General features: G+C 45.3%; 17 protein-coding genes. 10 read left to right on the forward strand and 7 right to left on the reverse strand.

Annotated features, from left to right (window positions below):
• The first annotated feature begins 8 nt into the window (after window positions 1-8).
• A complete protein-coding gene (locus P8X24_RS11470; RefSeq protein ID WP_372916373.1) occupies window positions 9-545 on the forward strand; it encodes a CBS domain-containing protein in 537 nt (178 codons plus the stop codon).
• Window positions 546-657: 112 nt separating this feature from the next.
• Window positions 658-1,716, forward strand: a complete 1,059-nt coding sequence (locus P8X24_RS11475; RefSeq protein ID WP_372916375.1) for an AAA family ATPase — start codon at window positions 658-660, stop codon at window positions 1,714-1,716.
• On the opposite strand, the gene P8X24_RS11480 is transcribed toward P8X24_RS11475, so the two are convergent.
• Window positions 1,674-2,444, reverse strand: coding sequence for an RlmF-related methyltransferase (locus P8X24_RS11480; protein ID WP_372916377.1), 771 nt, complete (start codon window positions 2,442-2,444; stop codon window positions 1,674-1,676). The two genes, P8X24_RS11475 and P8X24_RS11480, sit on opposite strands and share 43 nt — an antisense overlap.
• Window positions 2,445-2,494: 50 nt before the next feature.
• Between P8X24_RS11480 and P8X24_RS11485 the strand changes: the two genes are divergently transcribed.
• Window positions 2,495-3,688, forward strand: coding sequence for a serpin family protein (locus P8X24_RS11485; protein WP_372916379.1), 1,194 nt, complete (start codon window positions 2,495-2,497; stop codon window positions 3,686-3,688).
• Entirely contained in the window at window positions 3,685-4,266 is a 582-nt protein-coding gene (locus P8X24_RS11490; RefSeq protein WP_372916381.1) for a BPL-N domain-containing protein, read from the forward strand. Before P8X24_RS11485 ends, P8X24_RS11490 begins: the two co-directional genes overlap by 4 nt.
• 78 nt (window positions 4,267-4,344) lie before the next feature.
• Here P8X24_RS11490 and mobB read toward each other — a convergent pair whose 3' ends face one another.
• Window positions 4,345-5,076, reverse strand: a complete 732-nt coding sequence (mobB, locus tag P8X24_RS11495; protein WP_372916383.1) for a molybdopterin-guanine dinucleotide biosynthesis protein B — start codon at window positions 5,074-5,076, stop codon at window positions 4,345-4,347.
• 6 nt (window positions 5,077-5,082) lie between these two features.
• A complete protein-coding gene (locus P8X24_RS11500; RefSeq protein WP_068322409.1) occupies window positions 5,083-5,292 on the reverse strand; it encodes an LSm family protein in 210 nt (69 codons plus the stop codon).
• Window positions 5,293-5,391: 99 nt separating this feature from the next.
• On the opposite strand from P8X24_RS11500, the gene fba reads away from it, so the two are divergent.
• The 3 genes from fba to P8X24_RS11515 all read left to right on the forward strand — a co-directional run bounded on the left by fba (window position 5,392) and on the right by P8X24_RS11515 (window position 7,639).
• Window positions 5,392-6,237 carry a class I fructose-bisphosphate aldolase gene (fba, locus tag P8X24_RS11505; protein WP_068575977.1) on the forward strand — a complete coding sequence of 282 codons (846 nt, stop codon included), beginning with the start codon at window positions 5,392-5,394 and terminating at the stop codon, window positions 6,235-6,237.
• A gap of 61 nt (window positions 6,238-6,298) precedes the next feature.
• A complete protein-coding gene (gene speB, locus P8X24_RS11510; RefSeq protein WP_372916386.1) occupies window positions 6,299-7,156 on the forward strand; it encodes an agmatinase in 858 nt (285 codons plus the stop codon).
• A gap of 12 nt (window positions 7,157-7,168) precedes the next feature.
• Window positions 7,169-7,639, forward strand: coding sequence for a THUMP domain-containing protein (locus P8X24_RS11515; RefSeq protein WP_372916388.1), 471 nt, complete (start codon window positions 7,169-7,171; stop codon window positions 7,637-7,639).
• On the opposite strand, the gene P8X24_RS11520 is transcribed toward P8X24_RS11515, so the two are convergent.
• The 4 genes from P8X24_RS11520 to P8X24_RS11535 all read right to left on the reverse strand — a co-directional run bounded on the left by P8X24_RS11520 (window position 7,636) and on the right by P8X24_RS11535 (window position 10,408).
• The gene (locus P8X24_RS11520) at window positions 7,636-7,971 is read right to left on the reverse strand and encodes a hypothetical protein (protein WP_372916391.1); all 336 of its coding nucleotides are present in this window, start codon (window positions 7,969-7,971) and stop codon (window positions 7,636-7,638) included. The two genes, P8X24_RS11515 and P8X24_RS11520, sit on opposite strands and share 4 nt — an antisense overlap.
• Window positions 7,972-8,084: 113 nt before the next feature.
• Complete coding sequence (locus P8X24_RS11525) at window positions 8,085-8,624, reverse strand: AAA family ATPase (RefSeq protein ID WP_372916393.1); 540 nt, start codon at window positions 8,622-8,624, stop codon at window positions 8,085-8,087.
• A 34-nt stretch (window positions 8,625-8,658) separates the two neighbouring features.
• On the reverse strand, window positions 8,659-9,378 hold the full coding sequence (gene queC, locus P8X24_RS11530; protein ID WP_372916395.1) for a 7-cyano-7-deazaguanine synthase QueC: 720 nt from the start codon (window positions 9,376-9,378) through the stop codon (window positions 8,659-8,661).
• On the reverse strand, window positions 9,278-10,408 hold the full coding sequence (locus tag P8X24_RS11535) for a hypothetical protein (RefSeq protein WP_372916397.1): 1,131 nt from the start codon (window positions 10,406-10,408) through the stop codon (window positions 9,278-9,280). The genes queC and P8X24_RS11535 overlap by 101 nt, the downstream gene beginning before the upstream one ends.
• 39 nt (window positions 10,409-10,447) lie before the next feature.
• Between P8X24_RS11535 and P8X24_RS11540 the strand changes: the two genes are divergently transcribed.
• The 3 genes from P8X24_RS11540 to P8X24_RS11550 all read left to right on the forward strand — a co-directional run bounded on the left by P8X24_RS11540 (window position 10,448) and on the right by P8X24_RS11550 (window position 16,609).
• Entirely contained in the window at window positions 10,448-12,913 is a 2,466-nt protein-coding gene (locus P8X24_RS11540) for a hypothetical protein (RefSeq protein WP_372916399.1), read from the forward strand.
• A 150-nt stretch (window positions 12,914-13,063) separates the two neighbouring features.
• Window positions 13,064-15,520 carry a phosphoenolpyruvate synthase gene (gene ppsA / locus P8X24_RS11545; protein ID WP_372916401.1) on the forward strand — a complete coding sequence of 819 codons (2,457 nt, stop codon included), beginning with the start codon at window positions 13,064-13,066 and terminating at the stop codon, window positions 15,518-15,520.
• 63 nt (window positions 15,521-15,583) lie between these two features.
• Window positions 15,584-16,609, forward strand: a complete 1,026-nt coding sequence (locus tag P8X24_RS11550) for an ATP-binding protein (protein ID WP_372916431.1) — start codon at window positions 15,584-15,586, stop codon at window positions 16,607-16,609.
• The last annotated feature ends 10 nt before the right edge of the window (window positions 16,610-16,619 follow it).

Below are 16,619 nucleotides of genomic sequence, written 5' to 3' on the forward strand. Positions count from 1 at the left end.
GGATAACCATGGCGCCAAAGATACTAGTGGAGCAGGTTGTCAAGAGAAAGGCAGTTGTAGTTAGGCCCGATGACACTATTCATAAGGTTGCGAAGGTTCTGTCGAGGAATAAAGTTGGTAGTGCCGTTGTTATGGAGAAGGATGATATCCTTGGCATAGTAACCGAGAGGGATATCCTTGACAAGGTCGTTGCTAAAGGAAAGGATCCGAGGCAGGTTAAAGTTAAGGAAATCATGAGCAAAAATCCAGTTAAGATTGAGTACGATTACGATGTCCAGGATGCAATAGAGTTAATGACCGAGAAGGGAGTTAGGAGAATCCTCGTGACGAAGTTTGGCAAGCCCATTGGATTCGTCACTGCAACTGACTTACTGGCGGCGTTGGCCTCTCAGAACCATGAAGAGGAAGAGAAAAGCGAGGAAGAACCTGAGGTTTACGGCATGTGTGAGCTCTGCGGTCAGTATGGACCTCTCTACAAGGTTTACTATGAGGGTAGGGAGATCTGGGTTTGCGAGAACTGTAAGGATCTAATCGAGGGGCGATGAAGAGAAAGCACCTCCACTGAATAATGATGAAACGCCCACGGCCAGAGTCCTTTTTCTTCCTCCCTTCGAAACCTTTATTGGGGAGTTTTAATCACCAGTAACTGGTGGTAGTGTGCTCTTTAACCCGAGACCAAAGACTCGAAAGGATGAGTTTTATGACAGAGAATTTGAGCTACTGACCCTTGAGAGGGCCGTTGGGAAGAAAGTTGGTCTAGTTACAGTTCTTGGGATAAGGAGGCTCGGAAAGAGTTCTCTAGTCAACGTGTTCTTAAACGAATCCCCCTATCCTGGGATAAGGATTGATGCTAGGCAACTGTACTTTCAGCACAAAAGTGTTAGTCCAAACGCCCTTGCAAAGGAAATTTTAGAAGGCTTAATAAGGATCTCAGGAATTGAGAAAGTTAAACAGCTAATAAGTGGCATTAGAGGAGTTAGCTTCATGGGTTTAAGCGTTGAGATTAAGAGAGAGCACGCAACTCTCACAGAAATTCTCGAGAGGATTAATGAGTTTGAGAGGTTTGTTCTGGTTATAGATGAGGCCCAATACTTAAGGTTCTCAAAAGCAAGCTACGTTGATATGCTCGCTTGGGCCATTGACGAGCTTGAAAACTTAACCTTCATCCTCACGGGCTCTGAGGTTGGTCTGCTTGAGGATTTTCTCAGGCTTCATAGCCCCGAATCACCACTCTTTGGCAGACCATATGTAGAGATTAAACTTGAAAGGTTCAGCAAGGAGCAGAGCTTGGATTTCTTGAAGAAAGGCTCTGAAGAAGTAGGTATTGAGGTAACACCGGATGAGCTGTATGAAGCCGTTGAGGAGCTCGATGGTATTGTGGGATGGTTAACGCTCTACGGGTATAATAGGTTTCTAGGCCTAGGCCATAGGGAGGCCCTTGGAAAGTTGAAGGAAGATGCAATCAAGATAGTGCTTTCAGAGTTCTCAAAGCTGAAGGAGCTATCACCTAGGTACGAGCTTATAATGAGAATAGTAGCCCAGGGAAGGCACAGCTGGAGCGAGATAAAAAGAAGCTTGGAGGTAATTGAGGGGAAGAAAATTGATGATAGGAACTTCACGAGCCTATTGAAAAATCTAGTCAAGTATGGCTACCTCGAGAAAACTGGGGAAGGCTACTTCATTCCAGATCCCCTGGTTGAAGAGGCATTCAGATAGAATATCAAGCTGTGCCTCCACCTAGTTCCTACCCTGAACCTAATGTCCCTCACTGAGTATCCAAGGTCTTCTCCCCTTTTGACTATCGCTTTTATCAGCTTCTCCTTATCTGGAAGAAAGAGTGCCACCTTGCCCCCGAGGTTTAGGTAGTCAACTGCCTCCTCAAGGAGCTTAACCGAGAATTCCTCACCATATTTACCTCCCCCCAGGGATTCCCTCTCCGTGAGTACTCCTTTAGTGGGCCTATCGTAGTAGGGAGGGGCTGAAAATATAACGTCGAACTTTTCTCCCTGGGGGATTACTCCCTTTATTATTTCACCCTTGCTTTTCACTAGCCTAACGTTAGAGTTGTTCCTCGCTATGTTCCTCTTTGCGTATTCAAAGAATTCCTCATCAACTTCTGTGGCCGTGACATCGCATTTAAAGACTTTCTCAGCTAGTAGGGCCATGAAGGCTGTATGCCCCGTCCCGATTTCAAGAACTTTCTCCCTTCCCCTCAGGAACGTCTTGAGGAATATGAACCTAGAGACTGGAGTTGTCACGAGCCCCCTGGGGTGGTACTCTATATCGAGGTTGAACAAAGCCTTAGCTATGGCCTTGTTGTAGAGTATTCTTGCCTTTCTGTTGGAGAAGTCTATCCTGCCTCTTTCATCAAGGTACCTTTGAAGTTCGGGAATTATCTCAATGGCGTCCTTAATAGGAAGGCCAAGCTTTCCGTCTTTCCACATTTTCGATACCCTTATATGTTTTCCCCTTTAATAATTGTGGGTGTGCCCTTATGTATAAGCTGATTGCGTGTTTGCTCTTCATTATTATCACTGCCGGGTGCTTGGGGAATGAGACTGCAATACCTCCTGGGGAAGGTTATGAGAACGTCGTTGAGGCGAATAATAACTTTGCCGTTAACCTGTATAGAGCAATTGGTGGAAAAGATAACCTAGTCATTTCACCTTTGAGCGTTTTCTTAGCATTCTCTATGCTCTATGAGGGTTCTGAAGGCGAGACCAAGGCTGAACTTGAAAAAGTGTTTGGGTTCCCCTCTAATGAAAAGATGAGAGGTGATATCAGAAATTTGCTCCTAAACTTAACTTCTTCTAAGAACTTCACCCTCGACATAGCGAATGCTATCTGGATTAGGGAAGGGGCTAAACCAGAGAAGGAATACGTTGAGACGATAAGAAAGTATTATCAAGGCGAAATAAGGGAAGTTGACTTCCTCAACGATCCAATGGGTGCGGCAAGGGAGATAAACTCATGGGTTAGGGAGAAGACGAGGGGAAAGATAGAGAAAATAGTTGATAGGCTCGATTCTGACACTTACCTAATTATAACGAATGCAATCTATCTTAACGCTACTTGGATCTATCCATTCACCTCAACCTTCAACTCGACCTTCACAACGTTCAATGGAGTCGTGCAAGTGGAAATGATGAAGAGAATGGGGAAGTTCAACTACTATGAGGATGATGTAATGCAGATCATTGAGTTACCCTACAAGGGAAACCTCTCCATGATCGTTATTCTCCCTAAGAAACTGGAGGACTTTGAGAAAGTTGAAAAGAGCATTGATGCAAATCTCCTTAAGGAAATTCTCGAAAAGATGAAGAAGGAAAATGTCATGGTTTATTTCCCAAAGTTTAAGATGAAGAAGTTTTATAATCTCAACGATGCCCTCGCAAGGCTCGGGCTTAAGAGCGTTTTCACGGAGTTAGATATCCCGAAGATAGCTCCGGAAAGGGAGAAAGAGGATTTATGCATAGATAGGGTTCTTCACAAGACGTTCATAAAAGTTGATGAGAAGGGAACCGAGGCTGCCGCGGCAACTGCAATAATAGTAGTGGAAACTGCCATGCCTGTAGAAGTAAAGGAGTTCAAGGCGGATCACCCGTTCATATTCTTTATAATCCACAAGCCCACCGGTGCGATAATATTTATGGGAAGGATCGCTAATCCATCTGAGGGATCCCCATGATTGGGATCTTCGCCGGAAGGGGAGCGGTGCTATGGAGGGACGTTGCGAATGCATTGGAAAAGCTTGGTGTTGAATACGAGCTCGTAAACGATAGCCTGAACTTGGAGGGCATTGATACTTTAATAATCCCAGGGGGATACACATACGAGATGTGGAAGGTGCTCTATCCTCAAAGGAACGCAATCCACGAATTTCTAGACTCTGGGGGAAGGTACGTTGGAATATGCGCTGGAGCTTACCTTGCCTCGGATGAAGTCATACTTCCAGACTATTCGAGGGTTCCTGGGCTTGGAATAGCTGATGTAGTTAATCACAGGCACCGTGGATCTTTCATGGCTGAGATAGAGATAGTTGACGAAGAGTTCCTCCGTGAGCTCCCCAAGAAGGTTAAGGTTTGGTATCAAAACGGACCACATATGGAGCTTGAGGGAAGGATAATTGCGGTGTTCAATGATGGACTTGCAGCGATAGCTAGGCAGGGAAATGTGACTTTGTTGGCAGTCCACCCGGAGGGTTCCCTTGAGAATGGAGTGGAGCCCTCTCAGGAGAACCTTAGGCTCTTTAGTATCCTTATATAACGTGGTGGATGCCAAGATGCCTGATAAATTATAAAGACGCGAATACCTTAATCATTTTTCTCTAGTTTTGTAAATCCATTACTCCCTGATAACTATCTCTATCTTCTTACCCTCTCTGTATCCCTTCATGGCTGATAGCATTCCCTTTATCGTCTTCTCTACAAGTTCTTGAACCCAGTCCTTTAACGGTAGAACTTGGCCGTCTATCTTTATGGTAACCTTGGGCCTAGAGCTTAAAACAACGCAGTCATTAACGCTCTTCTCCCCCCTGACTATAAGCCTGGCCATCTCTGCACAGTTGAAGCCGCAGAGACCGCAGTCTATGTTGGGTAGCATAAATCCTCTCTTTAGAACGAGCTCGGCAAGCTTTTCCGGTTCTTTGGTTGCATCTATCACCGGTAACCCGTCGATCTCCTTAATGCCCTTGCTCGCTATAACCCCACTCACCGCTACCGCCAGTCCATCATTGAGCTCCTTAACCTCTTCCTCACTTTTGGCACATATAACCTTAGGCACGTGCTTTATGCCCTTAAATCCCTCTAATAACATGACATCAGCGGACACCATGGATAAGAGGGCGTTTATGTCCTTTGCCTTGAACAGTAATGCATCGGTGTCGTGGGCCCTAACTAGTACTGCATCTGCAACCTTCGAGAACCTCCACGTGTCCGTTCCCTCCCTGTCGAAGTCAACGTGCATGCTCTTAGCTATCACGACCCTGTACCCCTTCTCCTTTAGTACCTTCGCAACGGCCTCTACTGTCGTGGTCTTTCCGCTCTTCTTGAAGCCAACAAAGGCCATGGCTTTCATGGCTCATCACTCCAGAAGCATTACCCAGCTTACATCATCTAGTGAAACTAGCATGGCCTTCCCCCTGTTCCCCACGACGTCAACTACGTCCCTGAGTAACATAACTTCCCCATCGAAGTCCTCAAGGATCCCCGTAAAGGAGTGCTCGCTTCCAACCGTTATCGCTATCCTGTGCCCCTTCCATTCTGTGAGAACTTTTTCAAGTAAGCTCTCCATTTAATCACCCCTTGACGTTCGAGAAACTGAATGAATTTTTAACGTTCACTCAACAAAAGAGCTTTTAAGCTATAAATCTATTCACCTTAGGTGATACATATGGATGCCCTTCAAAGTGTTGGTATTAGGAGGAGATTGAGGAGGTTCTTCCGCAGGGATGGGAGAGCATTAATTTTTGCCATGGATCATGGCTTTGAACACGGTCCGACGGACTTTGAACCCGTTTGGGAACACGTAAACCCTAGAGTTATAATAAGGAAAGTCGTGAGGGCTGGAATCGACGGGGTAATGATGCTTCCGGGGATAGCGAGAATAGCTGGGGATGAAGTTAAGCCCAATGTGGGATTGATGATAAAGCTCACGAGTAAGACTAACCTAAGGCCAAAGGATGAGCAACTGATGCAGAGCCAGCTTGCCTTTGTTGACGATGCCATCAAGCTCGGTGCAGATGCAATAGCTGCAACCGTTTATTGGGGCTCCCCCCAGGAAGATGCCATGATGAGGCAATTCGCGGAGATAGTAAGCTATGCCCATGACCTCGGCTTCCCCGTTGTTCAGTTCGCCTACCCGAGGGGACCTTACATCAACGAGAAGTACGGGAAGAAGGAGGACTACAGGGTTGTCATGTACGGTGCGAGGGCAGCTGCCGAGAGCGGAGCGGACATGATAAAGACCTACTGGACTGGGTCGAGAGAAACCTTCGCCAAGGTCGTTGATGCAGCAGCTGGAGTTCCCGTGCTCTTAAGTGGCGGAGCAAAGACCGAGAATCCGGTGGACTTCCTCAAGGTAGTTTGGGAGGTCATCGAGGCTGGAGGAGCTGGAGCTGTAGTTGGAAGGAACATATTCCAGAGGGAGAACCCAGAGCCAATGATAAAGGCACTAATAAGGGTTGTCCACAGGAACGAGGACCCAGAGGAAGCTGCGAAGGCTGAAGGTTTAATATGATCCCTCTTCTTTATTCATTAAATTCTTAAACTCTTCTCTCCTTCTACGCGCGGGTGGTGCAATGCTACTCCATACCTATCGCTCGTTCGACATGGAGCTTCCCACCGTGGACTTGAGGGAGGCCGATTACGTAATCCTCGGCTTGCCTTATGATGGGACTACAAGCTACAAGCCGGGGGCGAGGTTTGGGCCGGCACTTATAAGGCAGGCCACACTAAACTTTGAAAGCTACATCCTCGACTATAACGTTGACATAGCCGAGCTTAAGATTGCCGATGCTGGCGATGTATCTTTACCAGTAAACGTTGAAGATGCAATTAGAGTTGCGGAAGAAACCATTAGAGAGCTTAGAGAGGTGAATCCAAACGCGATTCCAATATTCCTGGGCGGAGAGCATTCGATGACCTACGCCCCAGTTAAGGTTCTAAAGCCAAAGAGCTACGTCGTTTTTGATGCTCACCTCGACTTAAGGGATGAGTATCAGGGCTCAAGGTTCAACCACGCATGCGTGGCTAGGAGAATAAGTGAGCTCGGTGTCAAGGTTGCTATATTTGGAGTTAGGAGTGGAACTAAGGAAGAGCTAATTTACGCCGAGGAAAATGGTATTGAGTGGGTTCATGCCAGAGATTATAGCTATGAGGCATTCGTTGATCTCGTTCTTTCTATGCCCGAGCCAATATATGTTTCAGTGGATATAGATGTCTTTGATGCCTCTTTAGTTCCGGAAACTGGAACTCCTGAGCCCGGTGGGTTGAGGTTCTGGGACGTTGTGGAGGCCCTTGAATGGATAAGCGAGAGGAAAGAGGTAATAGCTTTTGATATAATGGAGGTTTCTGGGGATAAATTAGGCAATATAACCGCCTTAACCGCCGGAAAGTTGCTCTTCCACATCCTTGGCATGCTCGAAGAGTTCCGCTAGGAGGTTTAAGCTTTGAAGTTCATAGCCACGTGCCCTCCGGGGAGGGAAGGAGATGCAATGCTCGAACTTGAGTGGGCGATAAACGCTCGGGTTAGGAGGACGAAGTGGGGTGGCGTGCTCCTAGGTGAGACCAACCTCGAGCGGGATGAAGCGGTAAGGAAGGTTAGGGAGTTCGAAACTTTTTCCCTTCAAAGCTTCATTCCCATAGATGATGTAGTTGACCTTGAGGATCTTGAGGAGAAAGTTAAAGAGATAAGGCTACCCCCAGGAAAGAGCTTTGCCGTGAGGGTTAAGGTCAGGGGGGCAAAGGTCGGGGAGAAGTCTCTTGAGAGAAAATTGGGTGGGATTATAAAGGCAGTAAACGGCAATCCGGTGAACCTTGAAAGGCCCGATGTCATAATTATGGTTAACGTCCTTGGCAAAAAAGCTGGGATTTCAGTTCTAAGACCTGAGGAGATTGTTAAGAAAGAAGCTAGGGACTAAAGTTCGAGGCATGTCTTCCTGTAGATGGGATCAGATATGACGTACAGGTTCCCCTTCTTGGACACGAGGTAGAGCTTTTGTAAGGTAGTAAGGAACTTGTAGAGGCCTGACTTTGAGGGGCCAAGCTTTAAGAGCTCGCTCCACTTTGCTCCAAATGCCATAGCCCTTAAGACCTTCCTAGCCCATTCCGGCCTGTTTCTTAGTATATTTTCAAGTTCTCCCCTTGCTACCTTAACTCCTTCACCGATGGCCTCTTCTAGAGCCTTTTTATGGGGAATTCCAGTACATCTCCTCAGCTCGTAGAAGCTCAGCCATCCTGGCAGGGTTCCCAACTCCTCAATAGTTTCTGAGAGCTCTTTGGAAGTAAACGGGGCATTACACTTCTTTAATCCTTTTTCAAGGAACTCAAGGGCAGTTTGTAAATCCCAGGGTCCAATTTCGATCTTTATTGGGCCCTCCCATACAGGGGATTTTGTGGGTCTAGATTGAGGAGCGAGTCCATAAGGCCAATCCCTGACCCCGTAAAGATGAATTCAACGTCTCTCCTCGTGTTCCTTACCAAAGACAGAATGTTAAGGAACTGGTTCACTCCCTGCTTTATGTCCTGAACTTCATCGAACACGACAACTGCCTTTTTAAGTCCCAGGAGAACATCCTCTAGGATTGCTGAGGGTTTCTCGACTTCCCTTTCTACCTCTATCGGGCCTACCCTTACCCTTTTTATACCCTTCATCTTTGATCTTCCTAATGCACTGAGTATCCTTAAAGTCACATTCCTCAGGTTTTCTGCTCCTTTGAAATTCACATAGAAGGTCTTCTTTTCCGTCAGGTTTGCCGATACAATAGCTAGACTTGTCTTTCCAGCCATTCTCGGCTCCAGGATGGCTACCCAGGCATTGTTTTTAAGTGCCTTTGTAATTGTTCTAAGTTCATCCTCCATATCAAACAACTCCTCTCTGTTATGGCAGGGGCCCTGAAGAAACATAGGTTCACCCGGTGAACTAGTTCACCCCGTGAACTTACAACTTTGGCGGTACCAGATAGACCGTCTTGTCCTCCCCTATCCCCTTTATAAGCCCGCGGTGCCTCCTCACACAGCTCTCGCACTGTCCGCAGTGTATTGGCTTTCCATCTTCGGTGAATCCTTGGGGCATATAGCATGAGTTCGAATACTCGTACTTGGCATTTAGCTCTTTTAGCAGTTTGGCTATCCCCCTCTTATCCAGATTTATGAGGGGGGCAATGACCTTGACGGGGTTCATGGTTGCTAGCTCTAGTGCCTTGTTAATTCTCTCAACGAAGTCCTGGGTGTTGTCTGGGAATGTAACACCTTCTTCGGCGTTGAAGCCTACAATTATATCCCCTCCGCCCATTGCGTCAAGCAGAGAGGCGGCAACTGAAATCAAAACTAGATTTCTCGCTGGAACCCACACTGCCTTGGCCGTTTCCTTGGCCCTCTCAACGTTTTCTAGCTCTTCCGCTGTTACCCTGGGAGTTTCTCCCCTCACCAATGTAGTTCCAGCTATCTTGGAGAACTCTTCGAGGAAGTCTAGTCTAATAATTTTCAGCGGAACGTTGAGTTCTTTAGAGAAGAATTCCGCTACCCTGTTTGTGACTTTCTCCTCATTACTCCCATAGTTAACCGTGAGCATGATCACCTCTTCGTAATTCTTCTTTGCCCAGTAGAGGCAAGCTGTTGAATCTAATCCGCCCGAGAATAGGACTACTGCCCTCTTCATTTCTTACCCTCCCACTCAGTATTGCTCCCATTATTGCCAATAATATCCTGTTATCTATTCCAGCGTCTATAGAATACACCAGGATTGAAATTGTGAAATTTAAAGACTCTTCCCTTATTTCACTTTCCCTTGCCATGATACCAATTAAGAAGCTTTCAATGATCCCCAGGATACCAAAATCAGCCACTGGTTGGCCGAATATTAAATAAGTATATCGTCCCTTACCACCAAGAAAAGTTGCGACAAGTCTTCTGGGATCTGGAGAAAAAAGTAGGCCTCCGTGATAAATCCCCCAAGGCATCCCCCTAACTGCAAGATTAGTAAACGTTAGGAACGTGAACCCGATTCTGACAAGTAGCTTTTCAATGTTTCCGCTAAGTATCAGTATTGCAATGCCAGCAATCCCCACGATGATGGTGTTCTTTGCCTTTACATCCCTCTTAGAGATAGAAAGAAGATATGCAACTGTTATCCAGAGGATGTATGACCTGAAAGTTCCAATGAAGAATATTGCGACCATCGTAAGAGTATAAACTAGTTTTATCCTTCGGTCTATGTTTGAGTATATTATGGCTATTGTGCTCAAATATGCAGAGATCCCGAGGATCCCTGAGAACTCAAACCTAAGTGACTGGTTAAATAGTGGGACTCCAATGACTAGAAATGCAAGTATCGGAATTAAAAGGGAGCATGAGAAGGCAATGGGTACGCTTTTTGAATATACATCAACACCCTTTCTGTAAAAAAATAATAATATGAGGGCCATAACTGGGCCAATCGGGAAATATATGAAGGAGAACAATATAATTACTGCCTCATATACAACGTTTGGAATCTTAAACTTCCATATCTCCCAGCCGATATTCATGGCAAGAAAATTTAGAAGCAAGAGTGTCATTCCAACTGCCACTTCATGAGGTTTGTATCCCCTGGAATATATAACAGCCCTTATATCTTTATTTAAGAGTGTAAACGTTATAAGGAGCACGTAAAATATGAAGGTCGTGTTGAACACGTGGAATTTCCTCATCACTATTGAATTAGGCCGCACTTTAAAAAGGTGATTGCAATGGGAAGGAAATTAAACCTTGGGATCGTCCTTCTAATCATAGCGTCCTTTATCGTTAGACTTATCCCTCATAGGATGATGGTCCTTGTTGTCTATGATGAATACCTTCATAGGGACATCACCCTCAGATTAGTTAGGGAGGGGATACTTTCAATTTCAAAGGATCCCCTGTCCTTGTTAGGACTTAAACCTTACAGTTATCCTCCTCTCTTCCACATAATTGGGGCATTATTGTATAAGTTTTTCCATACTGATTTACTATTCTATCTCCTCCCAGCTATATATGGCACCTTAGCTGTAATTGGATTTTACTATGCCTTTGCCGAGATAGCTGGGAACAAAAGGGTTGCCTTAATTGCGGCAACTTTTTTGTCATTCTCTCCTAACTTTATATACAGAACGAGCCTTTATATTCCTGAGAATTTGGGTTTATTCCTATTTTCAGTGGCCTTATATTTCTTAGTTAAGTTCCTTAAGGGGGAGAAAGCTGGGTTGCCATATCTAATTATCGTCCTTTTAATATACTCTATGACTCATAGGGGATGGCTATTTTTCGTAATCGTTGCAGGGATATTGATACTATCAAGGTACTGGGATGTGGTTAGTAGATATGTTCATATTTTGCTAGTCTTTGCCATAATCGGGTATCTTGCTTATAATTGGCTTCCAATAATTAAATCCACCATTGGAGGGCTTATTTCAAGGCTACAAAGAAGTGAGGTGAGCTTTCTTGGGTACTTTAAGTGGATAGGTGTTGTTCAGTTAGCACTTGGGGTTATGGCGACTAGAAGGTACCTGATGCAGGATTGTATAAGGAGGGGAATAGCAATCTGGGCTTGGTCTTTTATGTTTGCTGGAGGGATGTCATTCAGATTTAGGGATCCATATGCCTCCATACCCTTGTCCTTAATGGCTTCGGAATTATTTCTTTATGAGATCTATCCAAATACTGGCCATTATTTAGCCATACTGTTTTCGAATGTTCGGGGATTTGGTTCTAGCATATGTAAAAGTATCCCTGGGCAAAAGTGCGTTTCTATGCTTCTTAGTGGGTTAATGGTTGTAGCTCCTATTGTTCAGGGGGGATATGCCGCTTCAAACTATATTAGCCCACCGACAATAGTCGATAAGGAGGCTTACCAGTGGATTATTAAAAATACGCCAGAAGATGCAACGATTCTTGTATGGTGGGATATGGGGTACCTACTTATTGGAAATACCCATAGGAAGGATGTTGTTATATGGAAAAAGGTTTATCAGGGTTTCTTCACGGAAGCTCCCGAAACAAAAGAAGCCAAGCGAGCATATATGGATCATGTTATCATGTTTGCTTCAAATCAGAGGCAGAGGGTGTATTACCTGCTGAAGAAATACAACGTTAGTTATGTATTTGTTGACAGAATAAGGCTATCTTATGGTTTTGTAAAATATGGTCTTATGGAGTACGCTCCATATGATCCACATTTTAGGCTTGAATTTTGCAATGGCAATTCGCAGATATACAGATTTATTCCAGATCCTCCAATAAAACCTAACAAAATCGATCCTCTCGCTCCTAATGGGATGTTTTCTCCACTGGTATCATTTCTAGAACAGTTCTGGACGGGCTACAATTATGCTGATTATGATGATTCATATAAAGCGTACTTTAACTTAAACGCTTGGATTGCTAGGATGTACTATGAACTTTATAAAATGTCGGGAAATAGAGATTTTGAAGAAAGATATAGGTGGCTACTTAAATGGTTAGTATATAAGAGGATGGATGATGGCTCTTATCCGTGGGGAGTTCCCCCAAACAATTACACCTTATACACGGCATATACTATTGAGCCCCTCAAAGGCTTAAACGTACCTGAAATTGAGAAAAGTCTTGAGTTCCTAAAGTTAAGGGAAAAAGAAGATTACTTCATGACAACTAGTAAGGATAAAAAGGGCTCTCTTGTTATTGATGCTTTATTGCTCCCAATATATAAGGAATTTGGTATCCTAAACAATGTTACTGAGGCTAATATATTGAACAAGCTCCTTCAAGCTCAAAAAGATGATGGGAGCTGGAATGAAAATATTGGGACAACGATAGCAATCGCAAGTGGGTTGGCAAGGTACTATCAAATAACTAAAAATCACACAGTTTTAGTCTCTGTAAAAAAAGCTGCTAAGTGGCTTATGGAGAATATAGAAGATGATGGTAGGTTAAAGCTTGAGGGGGTTGGGTATACATACTCCAGGGTGACTTACGCTCAACTAGCTTTCATTTTCCATGTTGCTGGATATTATGAACTGAGGGATCTTGAACTAAAATTCATAAGGGAAACTTATGATCCAAATAAAGAACCTAGGCCATTGGATTCCCTAGTAGGGATATATAGGTATCTCTCTTACATTTACAATTATGAGCAGGGGTTGTACTTTGTCAATGATCTTGTTAAAGAGCACAAGCTTTTGAAGTTTAGCCCAATTTAGTCCAAATTTATTTTGGGAATATCCCAACTTTTGCACATTTATTGGGCTAAATTTCAGAAATGGTCATTAAAGAACTAAGCTATTCACGTTAATTTTAAATACGTTCTTTCTTTATCACTCTCGGTTATTCTCAGCTGGAGGTGAATGGAAATGGCCTACAAGTTCATAAAGTGGTTTGAGGAACTCAGTAAAGAAGATGTGCCACTTGTTGGTGGTAAGGGAGCGAATCTCGGTGAAATGACAAGGGCTGGCATTCCAGTTCCGCCGGGATTCTGTGTTACGGCTGAGGCATATAAGTACTTTGTTGAGAATGTTAAGGTTTCTAAGGAAGATATTAAGAGGATCCTTGGGGAAAAGGCTAACAAGGGAACTATAGCTGAAGTTCTCGCCCAGGCTCCTGACGAGCCGAGGGTTCTCCAGGAGTGGATTATGGACATAATCGGCAGAACTAACGTTGATGACTCAAAGCAGCTCCAGGAGAATACTGAGGTAATTAGAGAGCTCATAAAGGCCCTTGACATGCCCCCAGAGATCGCAGATGAGATCAAGCAGGCTTACAGGGAGCTCAGCCAGAGGTTCGGTCAGGAGGAGGTTTACGTTGCCGTAAGATCATCAGCTACCGCTGAGGATCTCCCAGAGGCTTCATTCGCCGGTCAGCAGGAGACCTACCTTGACGTTCTTGGTGCTGACGATGTTATCGACAAGGTGAAGAAGTGCTGGGCCTCACTCTGGACTGCAAGGGCAACCTTCTACAGGGCCAAGCAGGGCTTCGACCACAGCAAGGTCTACCTCTCAGCTGTAGTTCAGAAGATGGTCAACAGCGAGAAGAGCGGTGTCATGTTCACCGCTAACCCGGTTACCAACGACAGGAACGAGATAATGATCAACGCTTCCTGGGGCCTTGGTGAGGCTGTAGTTAGTGGTGCCGTAACCCCCGATGAGTACATCGTCGAGAAGGGCACCTGGAAGATTAAGGAGAAGGTCATTGCAAAGAAGGAGGTCATGGTCATCAGGAACCCTGAGACCGGTAAGGGAACCGTCATGGTTAAGGTAGCTGAGCACCTTGGCCCAGAGTGGGTTGAGAAGCAGGTTCTTACTGACGAGCAGATAATTGAAGTTGCGAAGATGGGCCAAAAGATTGAAGAGCACTACGGCTGGCCGCAGGACATTGAGTGGGCTTATGACAAGGACGACGGCAAGCTTTACATCGTTCAGTCAAGACCTGTCACAACCCTTAAAGAGGAGGAGGCTGCTGGTGAGGAGGTAGAGGAAGTTGAGGAGGCAGAGGTCATCCTCAAGGGTCTTGGTGCCTCACCAGGAATTGGTGCAGGTAGGGTTGTAGTTATATTCGATGCAAGCGAGATCGACAAGGTCAAGGAAGGAGATGTTCTCGTTACAACAATGACCAACCCAGACATGGTTCCAGCGATGAAGAGGGCCGCTGCAATCATTACCGACGAGGGTGGAAGGACGAGCCACGCTGCAATAGTTTCAAGAGAGCTCGGAATTCCATGTGTCGTTGGTACCAAGGAGGCAACCAAGAAGCTCAAGACCGGAATGTACGTTACAGTTGACGGTGCGAGAGGTCTCGTTTACAAGGGAATCGTCAAGAGCCTAGTCAAGAAGGAGGAGGAGGCTAAGGCTGAGGCCGCTGGAGGAGCAGTTGCTGCCGCGCCATTGGTCACTGGAACACTCATCAAGGTCAACGTTTCAATGCCTGAGGTTGCTGAGAGGGCTGCAGCTACTGGAGCTGATGGTGTAGGACTACTTAGGGCTGAGCACATGATTCTCAGCATCGGTCAGCACCCGATCAAGTTTATCAGGGAAGGCAAGGAGGAGGAGCTTGTTGAGAGGCTTGCTGAGGGAATTGAGAAGGTTGCAGCAGCATTCTATCCAAGGCCAGTTTGGTACAGAACCCTTGACGCTCCAACCAATGAGTTCAGGGAGATGCCTGGTGGAGAGGACGAGCCAGAAGAGAGAAACCCAATGCTTGGATGGAGAGGCATCAGGAGAGGTCTTGATCAGCCGGAGCTTCTCAGGGCCGAGTTCAAGGCCATCAAGAAGGTCGTTGAGAAGGGCTACAACAACATTGGTGTAATGCTACCACTCGTTAGCCACCCAGAGCAGATAAGGAAGGCCAAGGAGATAGCTAGAGAGGTTGGTCTTGAGCCACACAAGGACGTTGCTTGGGGTGTCATGATCGAGGTTCCAGCTGCGGCAATAATTATCGAGGATCTCGTCAAGGAGGGAATCGACTTCATCAGCTTTGGAACTAACGACCTGACCCAGTACACGCTCGCAATTGACAGGGACAACGAGAGGGTTGCCAAGCTCTATGATGAGACCCACCCAGCAGTGCTCAAGTTAATCAAGCACGTCATTAAGGTCTGTAAGAAGTACGGAGTCGAGACCAGCATCTGCGGACAGGCCGGAAGTGATCCGAAGATGGCAAGAATACTTGTCAGGCTTGGTATTGACAGCATCTCAGCCAACCCAGATGCAGTGCAGCTAATCAGGCAGGTAGTTGCTCAGGAAGAGAGGAAGCTCATGCTCGAGGCTGCAAGGAGGCAGCTCTTCGAGGAAGAGGAAGAAGAGGATCTCTTCTGAATTCTTCTCTTTCTTCAAGCAATATTTTTATCATCTCCTCTGGATTAGTTATTGGTGGATGGCATGTTCTTCGATAGGGAGGAAGAACTTAGGGCTTTACTGAGCTTAATATCTTATGAACCAAACATGATAACGTTTGTCTACGGCCCAATAAACTCTGGAAAAACTGCTTTGATTGATGAGTTCATCAAGAGGCTTCCAGACGACTACTTAGCTTTCAAAATTAATTTCAGGAGATCTCCTATTACAGGTTATGAAGAGTTTGTTAGTGTGTTGTTCTCACTAGATCTTAGAAACAATATTAGAACTTTAAAGGATGCAATTTCTCTAGTTCTCTCCGTTGGAAAGGAAGTTTTTGGATTTCCAATTCCTAGTGAGCTTTTTGAGAGAATAGTTATGGAAAAGAAGCCAAAAAATGCTTTTACATATATCGCGACTCTTATGGAAGAAATTAGGAGGGTGGGGAAGAATCCTATTCTGATTGTTGATGAGTTACAGGTTATTGGGGACTTGAAGGTTAATGGTTCGCTGATCTATGAGATGTTCAACTTCTTTGTTCACTTGACTAAGGAGGAGCACTTAGCCCATGTTTTTGCTGTCACATCAGACAGCCTCTTCATAGAGAAAATCTACAACGAGGCAATGCTCCAGGGAAGAGCAGATTACTTCCTAGTTGATGACTTTGATAGAAAGACTGCCTTGGACTTCCTTAAGGTCAACGGACTTAGTAGGGATGATGCTGAGTTAGTTTGGAGCTACTTTGGGGGTAAGCCTGTTTATCTTGTTGAAGCACTAAAGCATAGGGAGGAACTCAAGGAGTGGTGCGAGGGAACGCTTGAGGCTAAGTTCCATTGGTTGCTCTATTCCCTCAACTCACTTAGAAGAACTAACAAAGAGCTTTTTGAAGAAGTTTTGAGTCTACTTGGAAAGTTCAGGTGGAGTGAGGAAATTGAGTGTCTAGATATAGATGATGCAGTGGCTTGGACGGTTAAAAACCATGTTCTATTCCTCGATCCAAGGAGGGGAATTTTAAGGCCTCAAGGGAGGCTTGAACTTTTAGCGATAAGGAAGGCACTTGAAAAGTTATAATGGAGGTGGC

Origin of the sequence: Pyrococcus kukulkanii (assembly GCF_041647995.1) — an archaeon.
Lineage (GTDB): Archaea > Methanobacteriota_B > Thermococci > Thermococcales > Thermococcaceae > Pyrococcus.